The sequence below is a fragment of the Gardnerella sp. KA00771 genome, from assembly GCF_049244045.1.
Lineage (GTDB): Bacteria > Actinomycetota > Actinomycetes > Actinomycetales > Bifidobacteriaceae > Bifidobacterium > Bifidobacterium swidsinskii.
On the sequence record NZ_CP058368.1, the window covers coordinates 1391293 to 1409505 of the forward strand.

8 protein-coding genes and 3 rRNA genes are annotated in these 18213 nt (G+C 45.8%); all 11 read right to left on the reverse strand.

All coding sequences use genetic code 11. From position 1 onward, the window contains the following. Window positions 1-17: 17 nt before the first annotated feature. The 11 genes from HXT57_RS05640 to HXT57_RS05690 all read right to left on the reverse strand — a co-directional run bounded on the left by HXT57_RS05640 (window position 18) and on the right by HXT57_RS05690 (window position 18104). Window positions 18-1733: an anchored repeat ABC transporter, substrate-binding protein gene (locus tag HXT57_RS05640; protein WP_231875275.1), complete on the reverse strand. Its 1716-nt coding sequence runs from the start codon at window positions 1731-1733 to the stop codon at window positions 18-20. A 51-nt stretch (window positions 1734-1784) separates the two neighbouring features. Further along, on the reverse strand, window positions 1785-3926 hold the full coding sequence (locus HXT57_RS05645) for a choice-of-anchor M domain-containing protein (RefSeq protein WP_288231258.1): 2142 nt from the start codon (window positions 3924-3926) through the stop codon (window positions 1785-1787). Between the two features lie 13 nt (window positions 3927-3939). Then, the gene (locus HXT57_RS05650; protein WP_004109103.1) at window positions 3940-5139 is read right to left on the reverse strand and encodes a choice-of-anchor M domain-containing protein; all 1200 of its coding nucleotides are present in this window, start codon (window positions 5137-5139) and stop codon (window positions 3940-3942) included. Window positions 5140-5173: 34 nt separating this feature from the next. Next, window positions 5174-7492 carry a choice-of-anchor M domain-containing protein gene (locus HXT57_RS05655; RefSeq protein ID WP_421783528.1) on the reverse strand — a complete coding sequence of 773 codons (2319 nt, stop codon included), beginning with the start codon at window positions 7490-7492 and terminating at the stop codon, window positions 5174-5176. Window positions 7493-7720: 228 nt separating this feature from the next. After that, window positions 7721-8275, reverse strand: a complete 555-nt coding sequence (locus HXT57_RS05660; protein WP_012914495.1) for a cysteine hydrolase family protein — start codon at window positions 8273-8275, stop codon at window positions 7721-7723. A 593-nt stretch (window positions 8276-8868) separates the two neighbouring features. After that, window positions 8869-8985: ribosomal RNA gene (gene rrf, locus HXT57_RS05665) — 5S ribosomal RNA — on the reverse strand. 178 nt (window positions 8986-9163) lie between these two features. Continuing rightward, window positions 9164-12223: ribosomal RNA gene (locus HXT57_RS05670) — 23S ribosomal RNA — on the reverse strand. A 377-nt stretch (window positions 12224-12600) separates the two neighbouring features. Then, a 16S ribosomal RNA gene (locus HXT57_RS05675) occupies window positions 12601-14127 on the reverse strand. Together the 16S, 23S and 5S rRNA genes form the textbook arrangement of a ribosomal RNA operon. Before the next feature lie 192 nt (window positions 14128-14319). After that, entirely contained in the window at window positions 14320-14466 is a 147-nt protein-coding gene (locus tag HXT57_RS05680; RefSeq protein ID WP_162720529.1) for a hypothetical protein, read from the reverse strand. Between the two features lie 165 nt (window positions 14467-14631). Then, a complete protein-coding gene (locus HXT57_RS05685) occupies window positions 14632-15447 on the reverse strand; it encodes an HD domain-containing protein (RefSeq protein WP_004107986.1) in 816 nt (271 codons plus the stop codon). Window positions 15448-15470: 23 nt separating this feature from the next. After that, a complete protein-coding gene (locus HXT57_RS05690) occupies window positions 15471-18104 on the reverse strand; it encodes a KUP/HAK/KT family potassium transporter (protein WP_064621759.1) in 2634 nt (877 codons plus the stop codon). Between the last annotated feature and the right edge of the window lie 109 nt (window positions 18105-18213).

Sequence of the window (18213 nt, forward strand, 5' to 3'; positions counted from 1 at the left end):
TATTACCTTTAACACTTTCACTTCAAACATTTCGCTAAAGAATCCGCGTTAGCTCGCATCATATCCGCGTAAGTTCGCACATTCGCGTCGAAAGCGTCACCATAAATTGGACAAACTTTCACATGTGCTTCAGACGCAAGCTCTTTAAGCACAGACGAGCGAGAAATCAAATTCGGCTCCAAAAACACTGCAGGGATTTCCAAGTCGCGTAAAATTTGCGAAAGTCTGCGCCTATCTTGCACGCTCGGTTCGCTTGAAGGATTGATTGTTACAAATCCCGCAATATTTACGCCATAAGCTTTACCTAAGTATGCAAAAGCGTCATGCGTTGTAACCAAGTTGCGACGCTCTTTTGGAATTGACGCAACTTTTTTACGCATATAAGCGTCTACGTCGAGAAGTTTATTAATATATCGATCCGCATTTGCGCGATATTTGCGAGCATTTTTAGGATCGACTTCGCACAAGCGGTCAGCTATTGTGCGCACATAAGCAATTCCGTTTTTCACTGACTGCCATAAATGCGGATCAATATCTCCGTGAACATGTTTTCCAAGAACAGCTTGTGGAAGTTGATAGATTTTCTGCCGCGCAAATCCAAGGAATCTATAGCCTTGTTCAGCTGGAATTTCTTTTAAAGCATTAGTCGGCACTTCTACTACTACATCTCGCGGCTCATAATACACGCGCTTTGGCGCAACCGACCGCTTTTCTTGCAAAGTGTCAACTCTGTACAAAAATCCGCGTTTAGCTAAATCGTAAGCCAAATCTGCATGGCCTTGATTCAAAACTACGCTAGCTCCACGCTTTTTCGCTAATTTCTGCGCGTTAATGCCGACAGCAAAACGCATAGTTGCGTTTCCTAAACTTGCAACTCTTTCGTTTTGAGCATTGAGCATATCTGCATGAAAGTCGAGAGTGTATTCTCCTGGCTTACTAAAAGCCCAACTTAAATGCGTGTGCGCGTCCGCAGGCAAATCTACATGATCTTCATCGTTAATTCCGTTTGCTGAATTAACGTAAGTTTCTACACTTCCAAAAGTGCCAGTAAGGTAAGCGAAAAGCGAACCAGGACCAGTTACTTTAGTTGCAGTTAAGCGGATCCTGTCCGAACGCTTCATGTTGTATGCTTTTGGCTTTATTACAGTAGCGCGTCCTTCTTTCGTTACAGTGGAAGGCGCGTTTGATTGCGAAGATTGAGAAACCTGAGAAGACTGCGACTTATCAGGTTTCTCTTGAGATTTTTGTTGCTCTTTAGCATCTTTAGCTTCCTCAACCGTCTGCGAAGTTTGGCGTTCTGTAGCAAGACCAAGCCAAATAGTGTCCAACGACACATCTTCGACCATTGGAATAATATCCGCCGCATGTTTCACGCTTTCTTCAGCAAGTTGCACATTTGGCACGCCTTTTCGCAAATTTGCGTCTAAAGCAGTAATAACACCATGCTCCTCAAGCATCATGTAATTACTAAAAGCCACATCCGCATACACAACGTCTCGAATTGAACGCAATCGTGGCTCGTAAGAGTGCGGATCTGCATTATCAGGTACGATTGAACTCACATTTGCAGCATCCCCTGCTACATTCGCCACCATATCACGCAAAACGCCTGTAGTTGTAACTACATTAATGCGACCATCGCGATGTCCTGCACGATTCCCGTTAACACTACCACAAGCAGAAAGCGGCAAAATAAGCGCGACGACTGCAATTGCACCAATCGAAGAAAACAAAGTTTGCTTTACTCTTCTGAGCCTATGAATCACCCTCACACACTCCTACTACTAATAGCGCAACAGCCAGTTGAAGTTAATAAGTCCGCGATTGTAGAGATACCAAATCCCTGCACCCAAAACGCCAAGCACAGCAATAATTCCACCAGCAAGAAGCGAATAAGCAAGTAAAGGATTTCGCTTAAATAATCCTGTTACACCTTTTGCTTCAGACTTCGCAACATCGTCATTATCGTTCAATTTCTGTCGGTACAAACTTTTAGCGAGCCTCTTGTTACTAATTTTTGAAACAAGACCTTTATGCTTTTTAGCTTTTCTTGGCAATTGTTTTCCAGAGTGTGAATTGTTCAATCCTAAACCAAAAGGATTTCCGCCAAAACGAGACAAATCAGCAGGTTTTGGTGGATTATAAGGTACAAAAGGATCACCTTTTCTGCCTCGTGGATCCTTTTTTACATTATCTTCGCGGCCGCCAGCATACCCCATTGGCGTTTCTTGTGGATCAACACCAACAGCAACATGAATATTGCGAGTTACTGTAGAATTTCCGTCAGAAGCTTGGAATTGCAATGTGTAATATCCCGGTTCGTCGAAATCCCAATTCGCATGAGCATGCGTATTTGCAGGTATCGTATAATCTGTTGCTCCTTGAGTGGAGAAAATCTCTTGATCTCCACCGCCCAAGCCGCCGAACATCCAAACGCGTACGTTTCCAGGACCTTCAACTCCCGTTAGGCTCAATTGAGTTGGCTTATGCGGATTCATAGACTGATTATTCCAACCCATCCATGGCACACCATCAATTTGTGTTTGCGGTATACGATACACGCCGTTAGTTTTACCAGCATCACCAACTGCGAATACAACTGTGTCTGTGTCTCTAAAGACGTGGCTTCCTGTCACATCTTCTTGCACAGCCATATCAACTTTATTCGAATCGCCAGTATATACAGCGATATCAACGTGACCGTGGTCTATAACAAGCTTGTCGCCCTTGATGTCTTTGAACTTTGTCACAGCAGATTGCTGACTTTGAGAAACTTGCTTTCCGCTTTTAGCGTTATGTTCCCCATGAATAAGACCACCATTATTACTTCCAAAAAGTCCTTTATTACTTCCAAGAAGTCCTTGTTGTTGCATTTTTGCTCCAGACCATGGAGTCACATACACAGTGTTGTTGTTACCGTTAATGAAGAAAGATCCGTTACTTTGTTGCACATTAATGCTGTGATCATCACTTTGAGAATCATCATCATCTGAATCTTCTTCGTCGTCTTCGCCATCTTCGTCACCGTCAAAAGATGCGCCATCATAATCAGCAAAATCGCCATCTGTTACATCATGATTAGTTACATGGAACGTATAAGTCTGCTCAGAACTTTGCTCATTGCCACCAACGGTAGCAGTAGCCTTCATTTTTAACTTGTACACACCAGGACGGTTAAAAGACCAATACATGTGCGAATGCTTTCCGCCAGTCTCAGTAATATCAACATCTTTCGGCCAGTTTTCAGCAGAACCGAGCATTTTCTCATAATCGCTACCGCTGCGAATGTACATAAAAACTTCGCCGTTGTGAGGTGCTTCGATACCAGTTAGCGACAATTTAACTGTCGGATTAACCTTTGTAGAACCAGCTCCCTCATATAACGGTCTAGTATCTAAACCAGGCCATAATGCACCAGTATTTCCAGCTCCAGATTGATCAAAGAACCAGACTACACCTTCGCGAGTTGTTGCGTAGATTTCTTTTATTATCGGATCGTTCTCATCTTTGGAAAACTGCATGATATTTTTAGAGCCGACTTCAAAAATAAGTCGATTCGTATCATACCGAGTGCCATTATGATCTTCACTTTCAAACGCATCGCCCAAGGTACCTAATACCATGCGCTTGCTTGTAGCATCAAAGAAAGTTGCAAAAACGTCAGTATGACCTTTATACGCGTGGCACATTGTAGCTTTACTATCAGCCGCAGGTTGTGAAGCAGTTTTATCTAATCTAGCAGCAGTACACGCTGCAAAATTGGCTTTTTTTATGGCAGTAAAATCTTTAGAAGATTTCTTTCCGCTTACAACAGTTGCGTCACTGCCATTGTCAGCAAAAGCCGTGGGAGTTCCCATCATCATGCCACACAAGCACACGCCCACCAACAAAGCGCGAGATAATTTCTTTATACTATTACGAACCATTTTCGTCACACCATTATTTCCACTGAGTGCCATCAGATTGCACATTGTCTGATTGAGAATATTGAGAATTATTAATTGGTGACATTACTGTCGTTTCTTGATCACGCACTAGATTTGGCAAGGTATTGTCACCATTTGCATTATTCACAGAATTTGCATTATTTGCATACTGTTGATTAGCTTGTGCAGAAACTTGCTTAGCAAGCGCAAGATTTCGTGCTTTCTTGCTTTTAACTACAGCTATTAGTACAAAAATCACAATAATTACGGCAATAATAGCCACAAAAATACCTACAATTTGAAGAACTAAAGCTGTATCGTCACTTTTTTCAGATACTTTGTGAGAATGCTTATGCTTGTTGTGAAGGAGTTCGTGATGATGATTAGCTTCATCTTTTTCGGATTCATCGTTATCTTCTTCATCTTGACCCTCTTCGTCGCCCTCGTTGCCACTTGCTCCAGCAGCACCCGCACCTAAAGCAGCATTAGGATCGGTATTATCTCCAACTGCAAAATTAAGAACACGCGTATCGCTTACTGCGCGTCCATTTTTAAGCTTTCCTGAAAAAGTAAGCTTCACATGATAAATTCCAGGCTTAGAAAACACCCAATTCACGTGAGTATGAGCGTTGGCTTCAATCCAGCTGTTTTGCGGATATCCTTTAGTACTATCCCAAAGTTGCTGTGGATTGTTGTTGCCATTTTCTAAGTAAACATGCAGTTTACCCGGGCCGCTTACTCCTTCAAGAGAAAGGTTTGCACCGCGATCGAGCTCGTTAAGCACGCCACCTTCCTGCGTATTCCAACCAAGCCACGGCACATCAGGATTTTGAGTTTGTGGAATTACGTAAAGCTTGGTTCCAGGCTTTTCGCCAATAAAACTGTAGGCAGCATCATCAGGCATAGGAATTATTGAATTGCCACCTAATTTAAATACCACATTTTCTGGGTCTCGCCACACTGGTTCGTCACCAGTATCATCACGAATCTTCAATTTCCATTTGCCGTCGATTAGCGTTGGTCCAAAATCAGCATGACCTGCTTGAATCATAACTGGCTGATTGCCTTCATTAGCATAAGCAGTTTCCTGCATTGGATTTGGTGCACATAAAGATGCAACCAAAGTTACTAAAGAAAATATGAGCGCAAGCAGCGCAGTAGAATATACATGCTTTCGTTTTACTTGCAATGTTTCATTTTGTTTGTAATTCATTATTTAAACTTTCTAGTAATAATACGAATACCATTTACAACAATTTCAATTTAGAACGTATCAATGCTCCGCATGCGCCAGTTATTGTGCATAAGCCGACGCTCGCACCTGAAGCTGCAACCGCAACCCACTTAGTCGAGGAACCATCACCTTTTGTATCATCTGAATCATCTTCATACGCTTCATCAGATTCTTCGTTGTATTGCCTTGCACCTTGCAAAGCATGACGTTCAGTATTCTTAACAAAATCAGAGTTATTGACAGAACTATTTTTAGACTTATTGCCAGAATTATTATCTGTTCTTACGAAATTACGAATAGTCTGTCCACTTTTCTTAGAGCTCTTGTTCTTAGTATGAGTTCCGCCAGAAGTTCGTCGCGATGAATTATGTAACGATGTTCCGCTTGAATTTTCTGTTCTTGTAAAAGAACTAGAACCAGAACTAGCACCACTTTGCGTATTATTTTTAGAATTATTCTTACGATTAGTGCGGTTAGTCTTATTGCGATTCTTCTTTGTGCGCTTGAATTTTCTGTTGGATTTCTTAAAGAAATTAGATTCGAATTGGAATCCACCATTAGAACTAGATCCAAATAGTCCCGAATTTGCAGTGCCGCCGAATACACCTTTCAAAAAGTTCTTTCCACCAACAAAATGCTTAGTCTTATTTTTGCGCTTATTACGACGCTTCTCATGGTGCTTTTTCCCGTGAGAGTTCTCATCATCTTCAGAATCAGAACCACTTTGATCATCATCGCCATCATGGTTATGAGAGTGAGGAACACCTTTCATCTCAATAACATAATCGCAAAACTCATCAAACATTTTATTACGGTAAAGTTCACCGTTCTTTAAAACTAAGGAAGGACGAATCGTTGCACCTTGCATTGACGCATCAAGTTTTAGCTCCAACTTGCTGTTCACGGCACCAGGAATGCGCTTAAATTCGCTTTCTCCTTCCTTTTTTATCAACCAAACATAATCTTTGACTATGGAAGTTACTGGACTTGTCGGATCGTCAATTGGCACACCGGTAACACCGTCGGTTGCAACATGAGGGTTAAGCAATACTGTTTTCGCGTGTAAAGTATCCCCTGGTTTGAAACGCTTATAAGGAGCAATTGCTTTTACTACAGGATGTCCGTCAGCACCGTGATCTTCAACGGCGATGGTTGCAGACGCAGTATCTTTGCCAACTTGCGTTTCACCTTCAGTTGCGTGAGCATACACTTTCATCTTGTTCATTGCAGGCTCAGCTGGAAGCTGCAATCTCTCAGCAAAAAGAGTGGTTCCATACGCGTCAGGACCTTCGTCAGCACGCACATATCTCCACTCAATACGAGCACCCTTTGGTTTGTTAACTACTTTTAAGTCTAAACCACCATAACCTTCGTATGAATGATAATGCGGATGAGGTCCGGAATCACGAATATTGCCGATGCGCATATCGCCGCCATCGTCTTTATCCGTGTCTTTATGATCTTTGGAAGCTTCGTGTGCTTCTTCATCATCGTCAGGATTAATAGAATCACCGCGACGGTGCAAATCAAGCGTTTCCGTAATGCCAGAAGCAGGTACTTCGCCTGAATATGTATCTTCTACTTCAAAAGTGTATTCTGCAGGTTCGGTTGTAATCTGCTTCTTAGTGTTCTTATTTGTAATAGTTGCTGCTACTTTTAGTTTGTAAACGCCAGGCTGCGTAAATCCCCAGTTTGCATGCACGTGGCCAGCAGTATGTTGGTGAATTACGCCAGGTAGCATAAATCGACTGCCATCAGTATCAGGTTCGTCGTCTAAATCGTTCTCTTCAAACGATAATTTCTTCGAATTTTTACCAGCACCATCGGTAGTCCAAAGCAGAATGCGCCCGTTCATTGGTCCAGTAACTTGCTGAATTGCAATATCTGCTGTTGCGTCATCTGCATGAGGTGCGCCAACTAAAGTTGCAGCATAACCTGTGTCCCAACCCGGGAAGAGGGGGTTTCCTTTTTGATTTCCGGAACCATCGAGATAGTAGTATTCAGTAGCGAGCGCAGGAAGCTGCGATTTTGTAGTATACGTGTTTTTTGCTACACGCAAAGTAGTGTTTTCAGGCTTTAAGAAAGTGGCACCGTCTTTTTCGACGGCCATAATGAATTTACCGTTGTATTGAATTGGGTAAAATACGTCCGTATGGCCGTGACTTAGCACTTCCTTTTTTGTAGGATCGTATTTTTCGCCAGGATTACTATTTTCTAATGCAACTGCCGGTAAAGCTGCACTAAATCCTGATGCGAGCACGGCAATGGCAAGTATTGCAACACTTGCCATTGCAAAAGCACGTTTCCCAATATCCCTAATGACCTGAGTCATAATTACTATTTCGCTCTCTACACTTCATCTTCTTATCGTTATATGCGCTCTTCTTTTCGCAAATAATTATGGAAGATTTTTAACAACGTCTATTAATAATAATAATGATTCTCATTAATAGCAAGTCGACACTCCGAATAAACAAAAACGCTGGTAGCTTAAAGCAACCAGCGTCTATTATTCTCAATAACTATTGAATACTTATTTAAATATTTTTAGCTAAAATTCTCAGCCTTCTACAATATCCGCATTAAGGCAAGTCTTAAAGTGGCGCAAAGCCCATTCGTGACCTTGCGGATCAAAGCTTGCGACTGCATCTTTGTGAACTACGATTTTGAAGCCAAGATTATACGCATCAACAGCAGTGTGAAGCACGCAAATATCCGTGCAAACACCCACCAAGTGCAACTCCTCAATATGACGTTCGCGCAGCTTAATCAGCAAATCCGTGCCATTAAACGACGAGTAGCGAGTTTTATGAATGTAATACACATTGCTTTTATCTTTATTTTCCTCGTAAAAATCACCAAGCGCGCCGTACAGCTTCTGACCGTGAGTTCCGGCGATATTGTGAGGTGGGAAAAGTTTAGTTTCAGGATGATACGGATCGTTCAAATGATGCGTATCAATCGCAAAAACCACGAACTCTCCAGCGTCAAGAAATTCCTGCGAAATCTCAGTAATACGCTTCTCAAGCTTTTGCGCAGGCTCACCTACAGTCAGAGAGCCATCGCTTGCCACAAAATCATTCGTATAATCAATGTTAATAAGGGCTTTATTCATACCTACTCCTTGTATGAAATTTACAGAATAATCGCAAATAGCATTACTGCTAACAGCATTATTGCAAATAGCTCTACTGCAATAGCATAATCGCTTTAGTTACAATATTCCGCATTCTTAATTGCTTGATTTTATTTCAATTGATAGCCCAATTATCAACTCAATTGCTGGCCCAATTGCAATCGGCGCAATACCTTAATATTCAAAGAATACTCAAAGCTCACTTGCTTCTGCACCGACTATCATCATTTAATCACTACCTTGCGGCAAATGATGCTACAAAACGTTTGCCGGGAATTTTTCGTTACTGGTGCAGTACAGTTTCTGCGCGCGTGTCTCTGTTGTCTGTTTTTAACTACATTTGCCGTAAGTTTTCCTCGCGTTTGCGCGACGACCTGCTTGAGCGCAGCATTGCGCGCGCGAAAGCAATTCGGAGCGTGAGCTTGCTCAGACGGAAAGTCCAGTGGACTTTCCTTGCAAGCTCAGCAGTGAGCGCTTATAGCGCGAGCGTTGTCCAGAGTTTGGAGGATTACAAAAACAGTAGTATACGAAAATAAAAAAGCGGGGAGTGAAAACTCCCCGCTAGAAAAATAATGCGGCAGCGTGCTAGTCTCCCACACCCTATCGAGTGCAGTACCCTCGCCGTGTCAGGCCTTAGCTTCCGGGTTCGGAATGGGACCGGGCGTCTCACCTGAGCCATGACCACCGCAAAACTAGATTATACACTCACGAGCTGTGAGTGGCAACACGTGGCGGTTTGGGAACCGGACATGAACGCGAATAAAAACTCTCTTACCAACTGATCGTTAAGCAAAACATTCAGTACTCATTAACGCTAGAAGAATAATACTCACAGAAACTCACCCTCCCCACTCACAAAAGTGAGGAAGAATGTCACCATTGCCCGTTAGTACTAGTCAGCTCCACCCCTTACAGGGCTTCCACATCTAGCCTATCAACCACGTGTTCTACATGGGGGCTCACACACTAAAGTGCAAGGAATGCTTATCTTGGAGCAGGCTTCCCGCTTAGATGCTTTCAGCGGTTATCCCTTCCGAACGTAGCTAACCGGCAGCGCCACTGGCGTGACGACCGGCATACCAGAGGTTCGTCCACCCAGGTCCTCTCGTACTATGGGCAGGTCTCCTCAACATTCCAACGAGCGCAGAGGATAGAGACCAAACTGTCTCACGACGTTCTGAACCCAGCTCGCGTGCCGCTTTAATCGGCGAACAGCCGAACCCTTGGGACCTGCTCCAGCCCCAGGATGCGACGAGCCGACATCGAGGTGCCAAACCATCCCGTCGATATGGACTCTTGGGAATGATCAGCCTGTTATCCCCGGGGTACCTTTTATCCGTTGAGCGATGCCACGTCCGTACGCCGGCACCGGATCACTATCTCCGACTTTCGTCCCTGCTCGACCCGTCAGTCTCACAGTCAAGCCCGCTTGTGCGATTACACTCAACACCCGATTGCCAACCGGGCTGAGCGGACCATTGAGCGCCTCCGTTACTCTTTAGGAGGCAACCGCCCCAGTTAAACTACCCGCCAGGCACTGTCCCTGACACGGATAACGTGTCGAGGTTAGACGCCAGATATGGAAAGAGCGGTATTTCACCTGTCGACTCCACGCAAGCTAGCGCCCACGCTTCACAGCCTCCCGCCTATGCTACACGATCCACACCTAACGACAATACCAAGGTATAGTAAAGGTCCCGGGGTCTTTTCGTCCTTCTGCGCTTAACGAGCATCTTTACTCGTACTGCAATTTCGCCGGGCTCCTGGCCGAGACAGTGGGGAAGTCGTTACGCCATTCGTGCAGGTCGGAACTTACCCGACAAGGAATTTCGCTACCTTAGGATGGTTATAGTTACCACCGCCGTTTACCGGGGCTTAAATTCACCGCTTCACCGAAGCTAACGGATCCTCTTAACCTTCCGGCACCGGGCAGGCGTCAGAGCGTATACAGCGGCTTACGCCTTCGCACGCTCCTGTGTTTTTGGTAAACAGTCGCTACCCCCTAGCTTGTGCCACCCCCAACAGCTCCGCTTGTAAAAAACATCACCATCAGGGGTCTCCCTTATGCCGAAGGCACGGGAGTAATTTGCCGAGTTCCTTGGCCAGGATTCGCCCGATCGCTTCGGTATACTCTACCAGACCACCAGTGTCGGTTTAGGGTACGAGCGGAATCACACCTCACGTTGAAGCTTTTCTTGGCAAGCAGGATCACCGGAATCAGCCTTACAGCCTACCCATCACGCCTCAGCTTTAACATCCCCCGGATTTACCTAGGAGACAGCCCACACGCTTAGCCACGGAAAACCACCTCCGCAGCCGGCTACCTACCCGCGTCACTCCCACGCTAACCTACTACCGATACAGTCCCAACACAAACCAGCCAACAACCCCGAAAGGCAATCAACCAGCAAATGAAGGTTAGTACTCTCAGATTCAGTTCGAACGGTGTAACACCGGTACGGGAATATCAACCCGTTCATCCATTCGACTACGCCTGTCGGCCTCGCCTTAGGACTCGACTCACCCGGGGACGACGAACGTGGCCCCGGAACCCTTAGTCATTCAGCGGACGGGATTCACACCCGTCTCTCGCTACTCATGTCTGCATTCTCACTCCTGTAAAGTCCACGACAAGTTCACACTGCCGCTTCACCCCATACAGGACGCTCTCCTACCCCGCATGAAACAAATCATGCAGCCGCGTCTTCGGTGGCGTGCTTAAGCCCCGCTACATTGTCGGCGCGGAACCACTAGACCAGTGAGCTGTTACGCACTCTTTCAAGGATGGCTGCTTCTGAGCCAACCTCCTGGCTGTCTATGCGACTCCACATCCTTTCCCACTTAGCACGCGCTTCGGGACCTTAGACGACGATCAGGGCTGTTTCCCTTTTGACGACGGAGCTTATCCCCCGCCGACTCACTGCCGTGATAAACCTAACAGGTATTCGGAGTTTGGCTGCTATTGGTACCCGGTATGGGCCCGCAAGCATCCAGTAGCTCTACCCCCTGTAAGCAATAACACGACGCTGCACCTAAATGCATTTCGGAGAGAACCAGCTATCACGGAATTTGATTGGCCTTTCACCCCTAACCCCAAGTCATCCCCCCAGTTTTCAACCTAGGTGGGTTCGGTCCTCCACACGGTCTTACCCGCGCTTCAACCTGCTCAGGGCTAGATCATCCCGCTTCGGGTCCAGGACATGCGACTCAAACGCCTTTTAAAACTCGCTTTCGCTACGGCTCCCCCACCCGGGTTAGCCTCGCCACATACCACTGACTCGCAGACTCATTTTTCGATAGGCACGCCGTCACCCCACAAAGAAGGCTCCGACGGATTGTAAGCGCACGGTTTCAGGAACTATTTCACTCCCCTCCCGGGGTGCTTTTCACCTTTCCCTCACGGTACTAGTACACTATCGGTCAGACAGGAATACTTAGGCTTACCCAACGGTCTGGGCAGATTCACGCGGGATTCCACGAGTCCCGCGCTACTTGGGAATAAACATAAAGAGACATCGCACGACAAGCTACGGGGCCATCACCCTCTACGGCTGGGAATTCAATCCCATTCACCTAGCACGACATTTTATCACTCTCCTCAACCCCGTCAGAGGCTGAACAGTCCATCCCACGACCCCGAATGCGCAACACCTGACGGCTATCACACGCACCCGGTTTAGCCTGATCCGCTTTCGCTCGCCACTACTCACGGAGTATCCTTTCCTGCAGGTACTGAGATGTTTCACTTCCCTGCGTACCCCCCACAAAAACTGTGGTGACCACTCATAACAGTGGCCGGGTCTCCCCATTCGGAAATCCTCGGATCAAAGCCCACTCGGCAGCTCCCCGAGGCATATCGCAGCCCGTCACGTCCTTCATCGGTCCTGTCTACCAAGGCATCCACCATACGCCCTTACCAGTGACAAACACTAAAGTAAGAACCCATCAGCAAAATTCTCTAGACAAAAAATCATCACACTAAACGATCACAAAACGATCAAGCGACTCCAACAAAAGGAGCCGGTTGAAATTGATAAAAGCAAAAAAATCGAAACCAAAAAAGTTTCGCATTTTACTCGCGTCCACTATCCAGTTCTCAAACCACCACAACACCACAAAACCCAAGCCAAACACTCAAAAGCATCAACCTGAAATCCTGTGAGTCAAGGACCGCAACCCCAAACAAAGGGGGGTGGCAATCCGGGAACCCAAAAGCATGCCCAACAAACTCATCTAAAAACGTCAACTATTGTTTTCCACACCAGTAACCACACTCAAACCGAGCGTGCACAAAAACTCCGTAGAAAGGAGGTGATCCAGCCGCACCTTCCGGTACGGCTACCTTGTTACGACTTAGTCCCAATCACGAGCCTCACCTTAGACGGCTCCATCCCAAAAGGGTTAGGCCACCGGCTTCGGGTGCTGCCCACTTTCATGACTTGACGGGCGGTGTGTACAAGGCCCGGGAACGCATTCACCGCGACGTTGCTGATTCGCGATTACTAGCGACTCCGCCTTCACGTAGTCGAGTTGCAGACTACGATCCGAACTGAGACCGGTTTTAAGGGATCCGCTCCATGTCACCATGTCGCATCCCGTTGTACCGGCCATTGTAGCATGCGTGAAGCCCTGGACGTAAGGGGCATGATGATCTGACGTCATCCCCACCTTCCTCCGAGTTAACCCCGGCGGTCCCCCGTGAGTTCCCGGCATAACCCGCTGGCAACACAGGGCGAGGGTTGCGCTCGTTGCGGGACTTAACCCAACATCTCACGACACGAGCTGACGACGACCATGCACCACCTGTGAACCTGCCCCGAAGGGAAACCACATCTCTGCAGTCGACAGGCACATGTCAAGCCCAGGTAAGGTTCTTCGCGTTGCATCGAATTAATCCGCATGCTCCGCCGCTTGTGCGGGCCCCCGTCAATTTCTTTGAGTTTTAGCCTTGCGGCCGTACTCCCCAGGCGGGACGCTTAACGCGTTAGCTCCGACACGGAACCCGTGGAATGGGCCCCACATCCAGCGTCCACCGTTTACGGCGTGGACTACCAGGGTATCTAATCCTGTTCGCTCCCCACGCTTTCGCTTCTCAGCGTCAGTAACAGCCCAGAGACCTGCCTTCGCCATTGGTGTTCTTCCCGATATCTACACATTCCACCGTTACACCGGGAATTCCAGTCTCCCCTACTGCACTCTAGCCCGCCCGTACCCGGCGCAGACCCACCGTTAAGCGATGGGCTTTCACACCAGACGCGACGAACCGCCTACAAGCTCTTTACGCCCAATAATTCCGGATAACGCTTGCGCCCTACGTATTACCGCGGCTGCTGGCACGTAGTTAGCCGGCGCTTATTCGAAAGGTACACTCACCCGAAAGCTTGCTCCCAATCAAAAGCGGTTTACAACCCGAAGGCCTTCATCCCGCACGCGGCGTCGCTGCGTCAGGGTTTCCCCCATTGCGCAATATTCCCCACTGCTGCCTCCCGTAGGAGTCTGGGCCGTATCTCAGTCCCAATGTGGCCGTCCGCCCTCTCAGGCCGGCTACCCGTCGAAGCCTAGGTGGGCCATTACCCCGCCTACAAGCTGATAGGACGCGACCCCATCCCATGCCACTAAACACTTTCCCAACAAGACATGCGTCAAGTTGGAGCATCCAGCATTACCACCCGTTTCCAAGAGCTATTCTGGAGCATGGGGCAGGTTGGTCACGCATTACTCACCCGTTCGCCACTCTCACCAACCAGCAAGCTGGTCAGATCCCGTTCGACTTGCATGTGTTAAGCACGCCGCCAGCGTTCATCCTGAGCCAGAATCGAACCCTCCACGAAAAAACTTCAATGAAGAGCCAACAAAAGGCTCCAATATTAAAAAGAAAAAGACGAGACATTCTTTAAGGAAAGAACATCCCAACAAAAACCTCACCACCATTTAACCATCTCTCAGGCACCCTGCAATCTGCAAGGCAGGCAATGAACTGGCAATAATTAACTAATAAGTAGTACAGACACGCTCTTGAGTTCTCAAACCACCACCACACCAGCCGGCCCATCAACCTCAACCGAGGAGAACCAGCCGCGCTGAGCAGCAAGAGATAAACTTACACCAACCCACGCTAAAACGCAAACCCACCAAAAACAAACACCCCAAAACCATTGAAAACAAGCCAAAACACCGGCGTGTCGAAAACCACGAAAAAACACCAAAAAAGCATGCTATCTGATATTGAATCTATAAAAACTTTTTAAAAAATAATAGATTTCTTAAAAAAATACACAAAAATAGGATAAAAATACACAAAAATAGGATAAAAATACGCAAAAAATCAATAACGCTCACGCATCAACACGCATATTAAAGATTTCTGCCAGACCTGCAATATCTGGCTCACCATATTTCGCAACCAATTGCATCCAACGATTAGCATTGTCTTCGCCAAATCGCGCAGCCTTGCGACGATAAGAATCGACTGTCAAAAAACGAGGAGGTATCGATTTGCTGTTATATTTATCCGCAACCATAACAATTTCTTGCTCAACTGTTTGCGGAATATAGTCTTCAGCAGGAAGAGACAAATTTTGCGCAATAACTTGCTCTCGAGTTAAGCCAACTCCAGTATGATTGCGCGCAAATTGCGCAGCATCCTCACTAAAACCATTATCAATTAAATATTTATATCCGCGCAAGCCATGCAAAATATAATTCGGACCATCAAAGCGCAATATACCACCAGCGTTGCTACTGCCATCACTTTCAAGCACAAAATACGTGCCAATATCGTGCAACAATCCACCTATTAAAGCTGCGTATTCATCAATATACTGTTTTGGAGCTAAGCCACCACTAAGCGCAGGTAATATTGCATAACTATCTCCGACAAGCTCCTGAAGGCAATTTTTTGCTATTTCAGCACGCTTACGCAAAGTTTCACTCATTTGAGCAGCACGATTTTCAGCGGACAAAAGCATATTGCAATGATGAGCAATTTGCCAAGCAATTGTTGAGATTACAACACAATGACCGTGAATAAGCTCATAAGCAGCAGAAGATGGTGCAGTTGCACTATGCAATTTCTCTACTTCACCAAAATCAGGTAAATCAGCGAGTTTTATCGAGTTGCAATTAAGTATACTTTCTGCACCATTTTCCATTTTAAGGCTCTTCCTTAAGATTCTTACTTAAGATTATTTTTTGCACTCTTTTCAGTTGCTGCACTCTTTTCAGATTTCACACTATTCGCATCATTGGCACGAGCAGCATCCTCCACAGCCTGCACAACAGCATGCGTTACATTCGCTGCATCGATATTTGCTCCATCTTTATTAGGCTTCTTCACGCTAACTTTTTTTGTCTCTTTAATTGGAACTGGGCTAATTTTCCCAGTATTGGCAAGTTTTTCGTTAGCAAACATCACATTAGCAGCAGCAATATCTCGTGCGTTCATAACAGCAGTCTGCTCCGCATCAGTAGGTCTGATATCTTTCACAACGTGAATATTAGTTTCAAGCGCTGAGGCACCTTGCAAAGATTGAACTGCTCGCTGAGAACAGTCTTCACGCTTCAAACGCGGAGGTCTGCGAGTAGAAATAAACAACGGCTGCACTTCAACAACCGGATTGTAAGGAGCCAAACCAAACCATTTAACAGGCGTACCAGCAACATGTCTAATTGCATATTTCATCTTTAAAGATAACGCTCCACGCACAGAAATATTAGATTCCGGCATCAACGCTTTGTGCAACAGAACATATCGAATTGGTCCAATATCTGGATCTGCATCAACCTTCGGATACACGGATTTTTGCTGAGGAAGTTCGCCCGTGTGCGACAAGTCATGCATAATTTGGTGAAGATACGCTGGTATAGAAGGCGACACTTTAAATCCGAGTTTAATTTTTACGCGGAATAAGTAGTCCGTACCGAAATTCTCTACACAATACTCACGAGTAAACGGAGCGTCATCTGTTTCTACAGAAACAGCCCACCAAGCTCTAGCACGCTTTGGATGGTCGGCAAAAATAGAGAAGAAGATTCCAGTATCGAGACGCTTCATTTCACAATCGGAAGTCAAATACACAATATTGTCAGCGAAATACGGAATACGGAAATCTCCGTGCAACTTATCTAGCACAGGTAGGAAATCTTTCGGTTTCATGTGCAAACGTTGCGAACGCTCAATTTTAGTTCCATCTTTCCAAGTGACCATAATGATCAAAATTGAAACACCGAGCAGCATAGTAAACCAGCCACCATGCATGAATTTCGCCATGGAAGCCACAAAGAACATCATCTCAATCATGAGGAATACGATTGCAAATATGAAGGCACCAAATCGCTTCTTTTGATACCACATGTGCACTGTGAGCAAAATAGTCGTAGCAAGCATAGTGAGAGTTAAAGCTAAACCGTACGCGCCAGAGATATGTTCAGAATCGCGGAATACTGCAAGAACCGTAATAGTGGCAACACACAGCACAACATTCACAACTGGAATATACAGCTGTCCACGAGTTCTAGCAGGATATCGCACTTGCAAATGTGGCATCCAATTTAGGCTTGTTGCCTCAGAAACCATTGTGTATGCGCCTGTAATCAGCGCTTGAGAAGCAATAATGCCAGCAGTAACCGAAAGAATAACGGCAACATATCGCACATTCGGTTCAAGCATTTGGAAGAACGGGTTCAAACCTTCTATTGACCATAATGCTTTATCGTTTTGATTTTTCAACATCCAAGCGCCTTGCCCAAAGTAATTCAGCAGCAAAGCAACTTTAATAAACGGCCAGGTTGCGTACACATTGCCTCTACCAACATGACCCATATCAGAATATAACGCTTCAGCACCGGTAGTAGAAAGGAAGATCACACCCATAACCGCTAATCCCTGCACATTATGCGTGCTAAACAGGAATTTTATGCCATGAATCGGGTTAAGTGCTTCAAAAATAGTCCAATCTCGGCCAATGTTCATGACACCAACCAGCGCAAGGAAAGCAAACCAAAGCATCACAACAATGCCAAATACTTTGCCAATTCGCTCAGTTCCGCGTTGCTGTACAGAGAAAAGTATGACGATTATAATAACCGTAATCATCATCGACAAATTCTCATTTTCTAAGAATATTGGCTTAAACACTGCAATAGTGCGCAAACCTTCAACTGCTGAAGAGATGGAAACTGCAGGAGTCAACACAGAATCTGCCAAAAACGCGGCTCCACCAATCATTGCCGGTATTGCAAGCCACGCGCCTTTTTTACGTAGAAGCGAATATAAAGCAAAAATGCCGCCTTCGCCTTTGTTGTCTGTTCTCATTGCAACAAATACGTATTTTACGGTTGTAATTAATGTGATTGACCAGAACAGTAGCGAAAGCATTCCGTAGATAGTCGCGCGATTTATGTTTTGTAAGCCGCCTTGACCTGCTAAAAATGTTTGCGCAGTATAAAGCGGAGAAGTACCAATATCGCCATAGACAACGCCAAGAGCAACAATTGCCATTCCCAATGTAAAACGATCGGAACTGGTTTGCAATTTTGCCCACCATCTACCTAACGGACCTCGTACTGCACTAGCAACAAGCTTTTCTGCTTCTTTTACCTCTTGCGCTTGCTGCTGAGCTATTACTTTGCGCTCTTCGCGTGTTGTCGTTTTTTTTGACACCTGAGGAGCCTTAGTAAACGAGGCAGCTCGCAATATAGCATCCTTAGTACCTTTTAAGGATTTAGTGCTTTTCTCGGAATCTTTCGCGCCGTTGCGAGGATCCTTTGTACTATCGTTTGATGGTACAGTAGTGCGTGACTTAGTCATGCTTAATTGTTCCTCCATATATGAGGTTTCTTCTTGATGCCAACAAGAAGTCGCATAAACCTCACACCTCACAGTTTTATTTCCGTACTTGGATATTGTATACAACAAT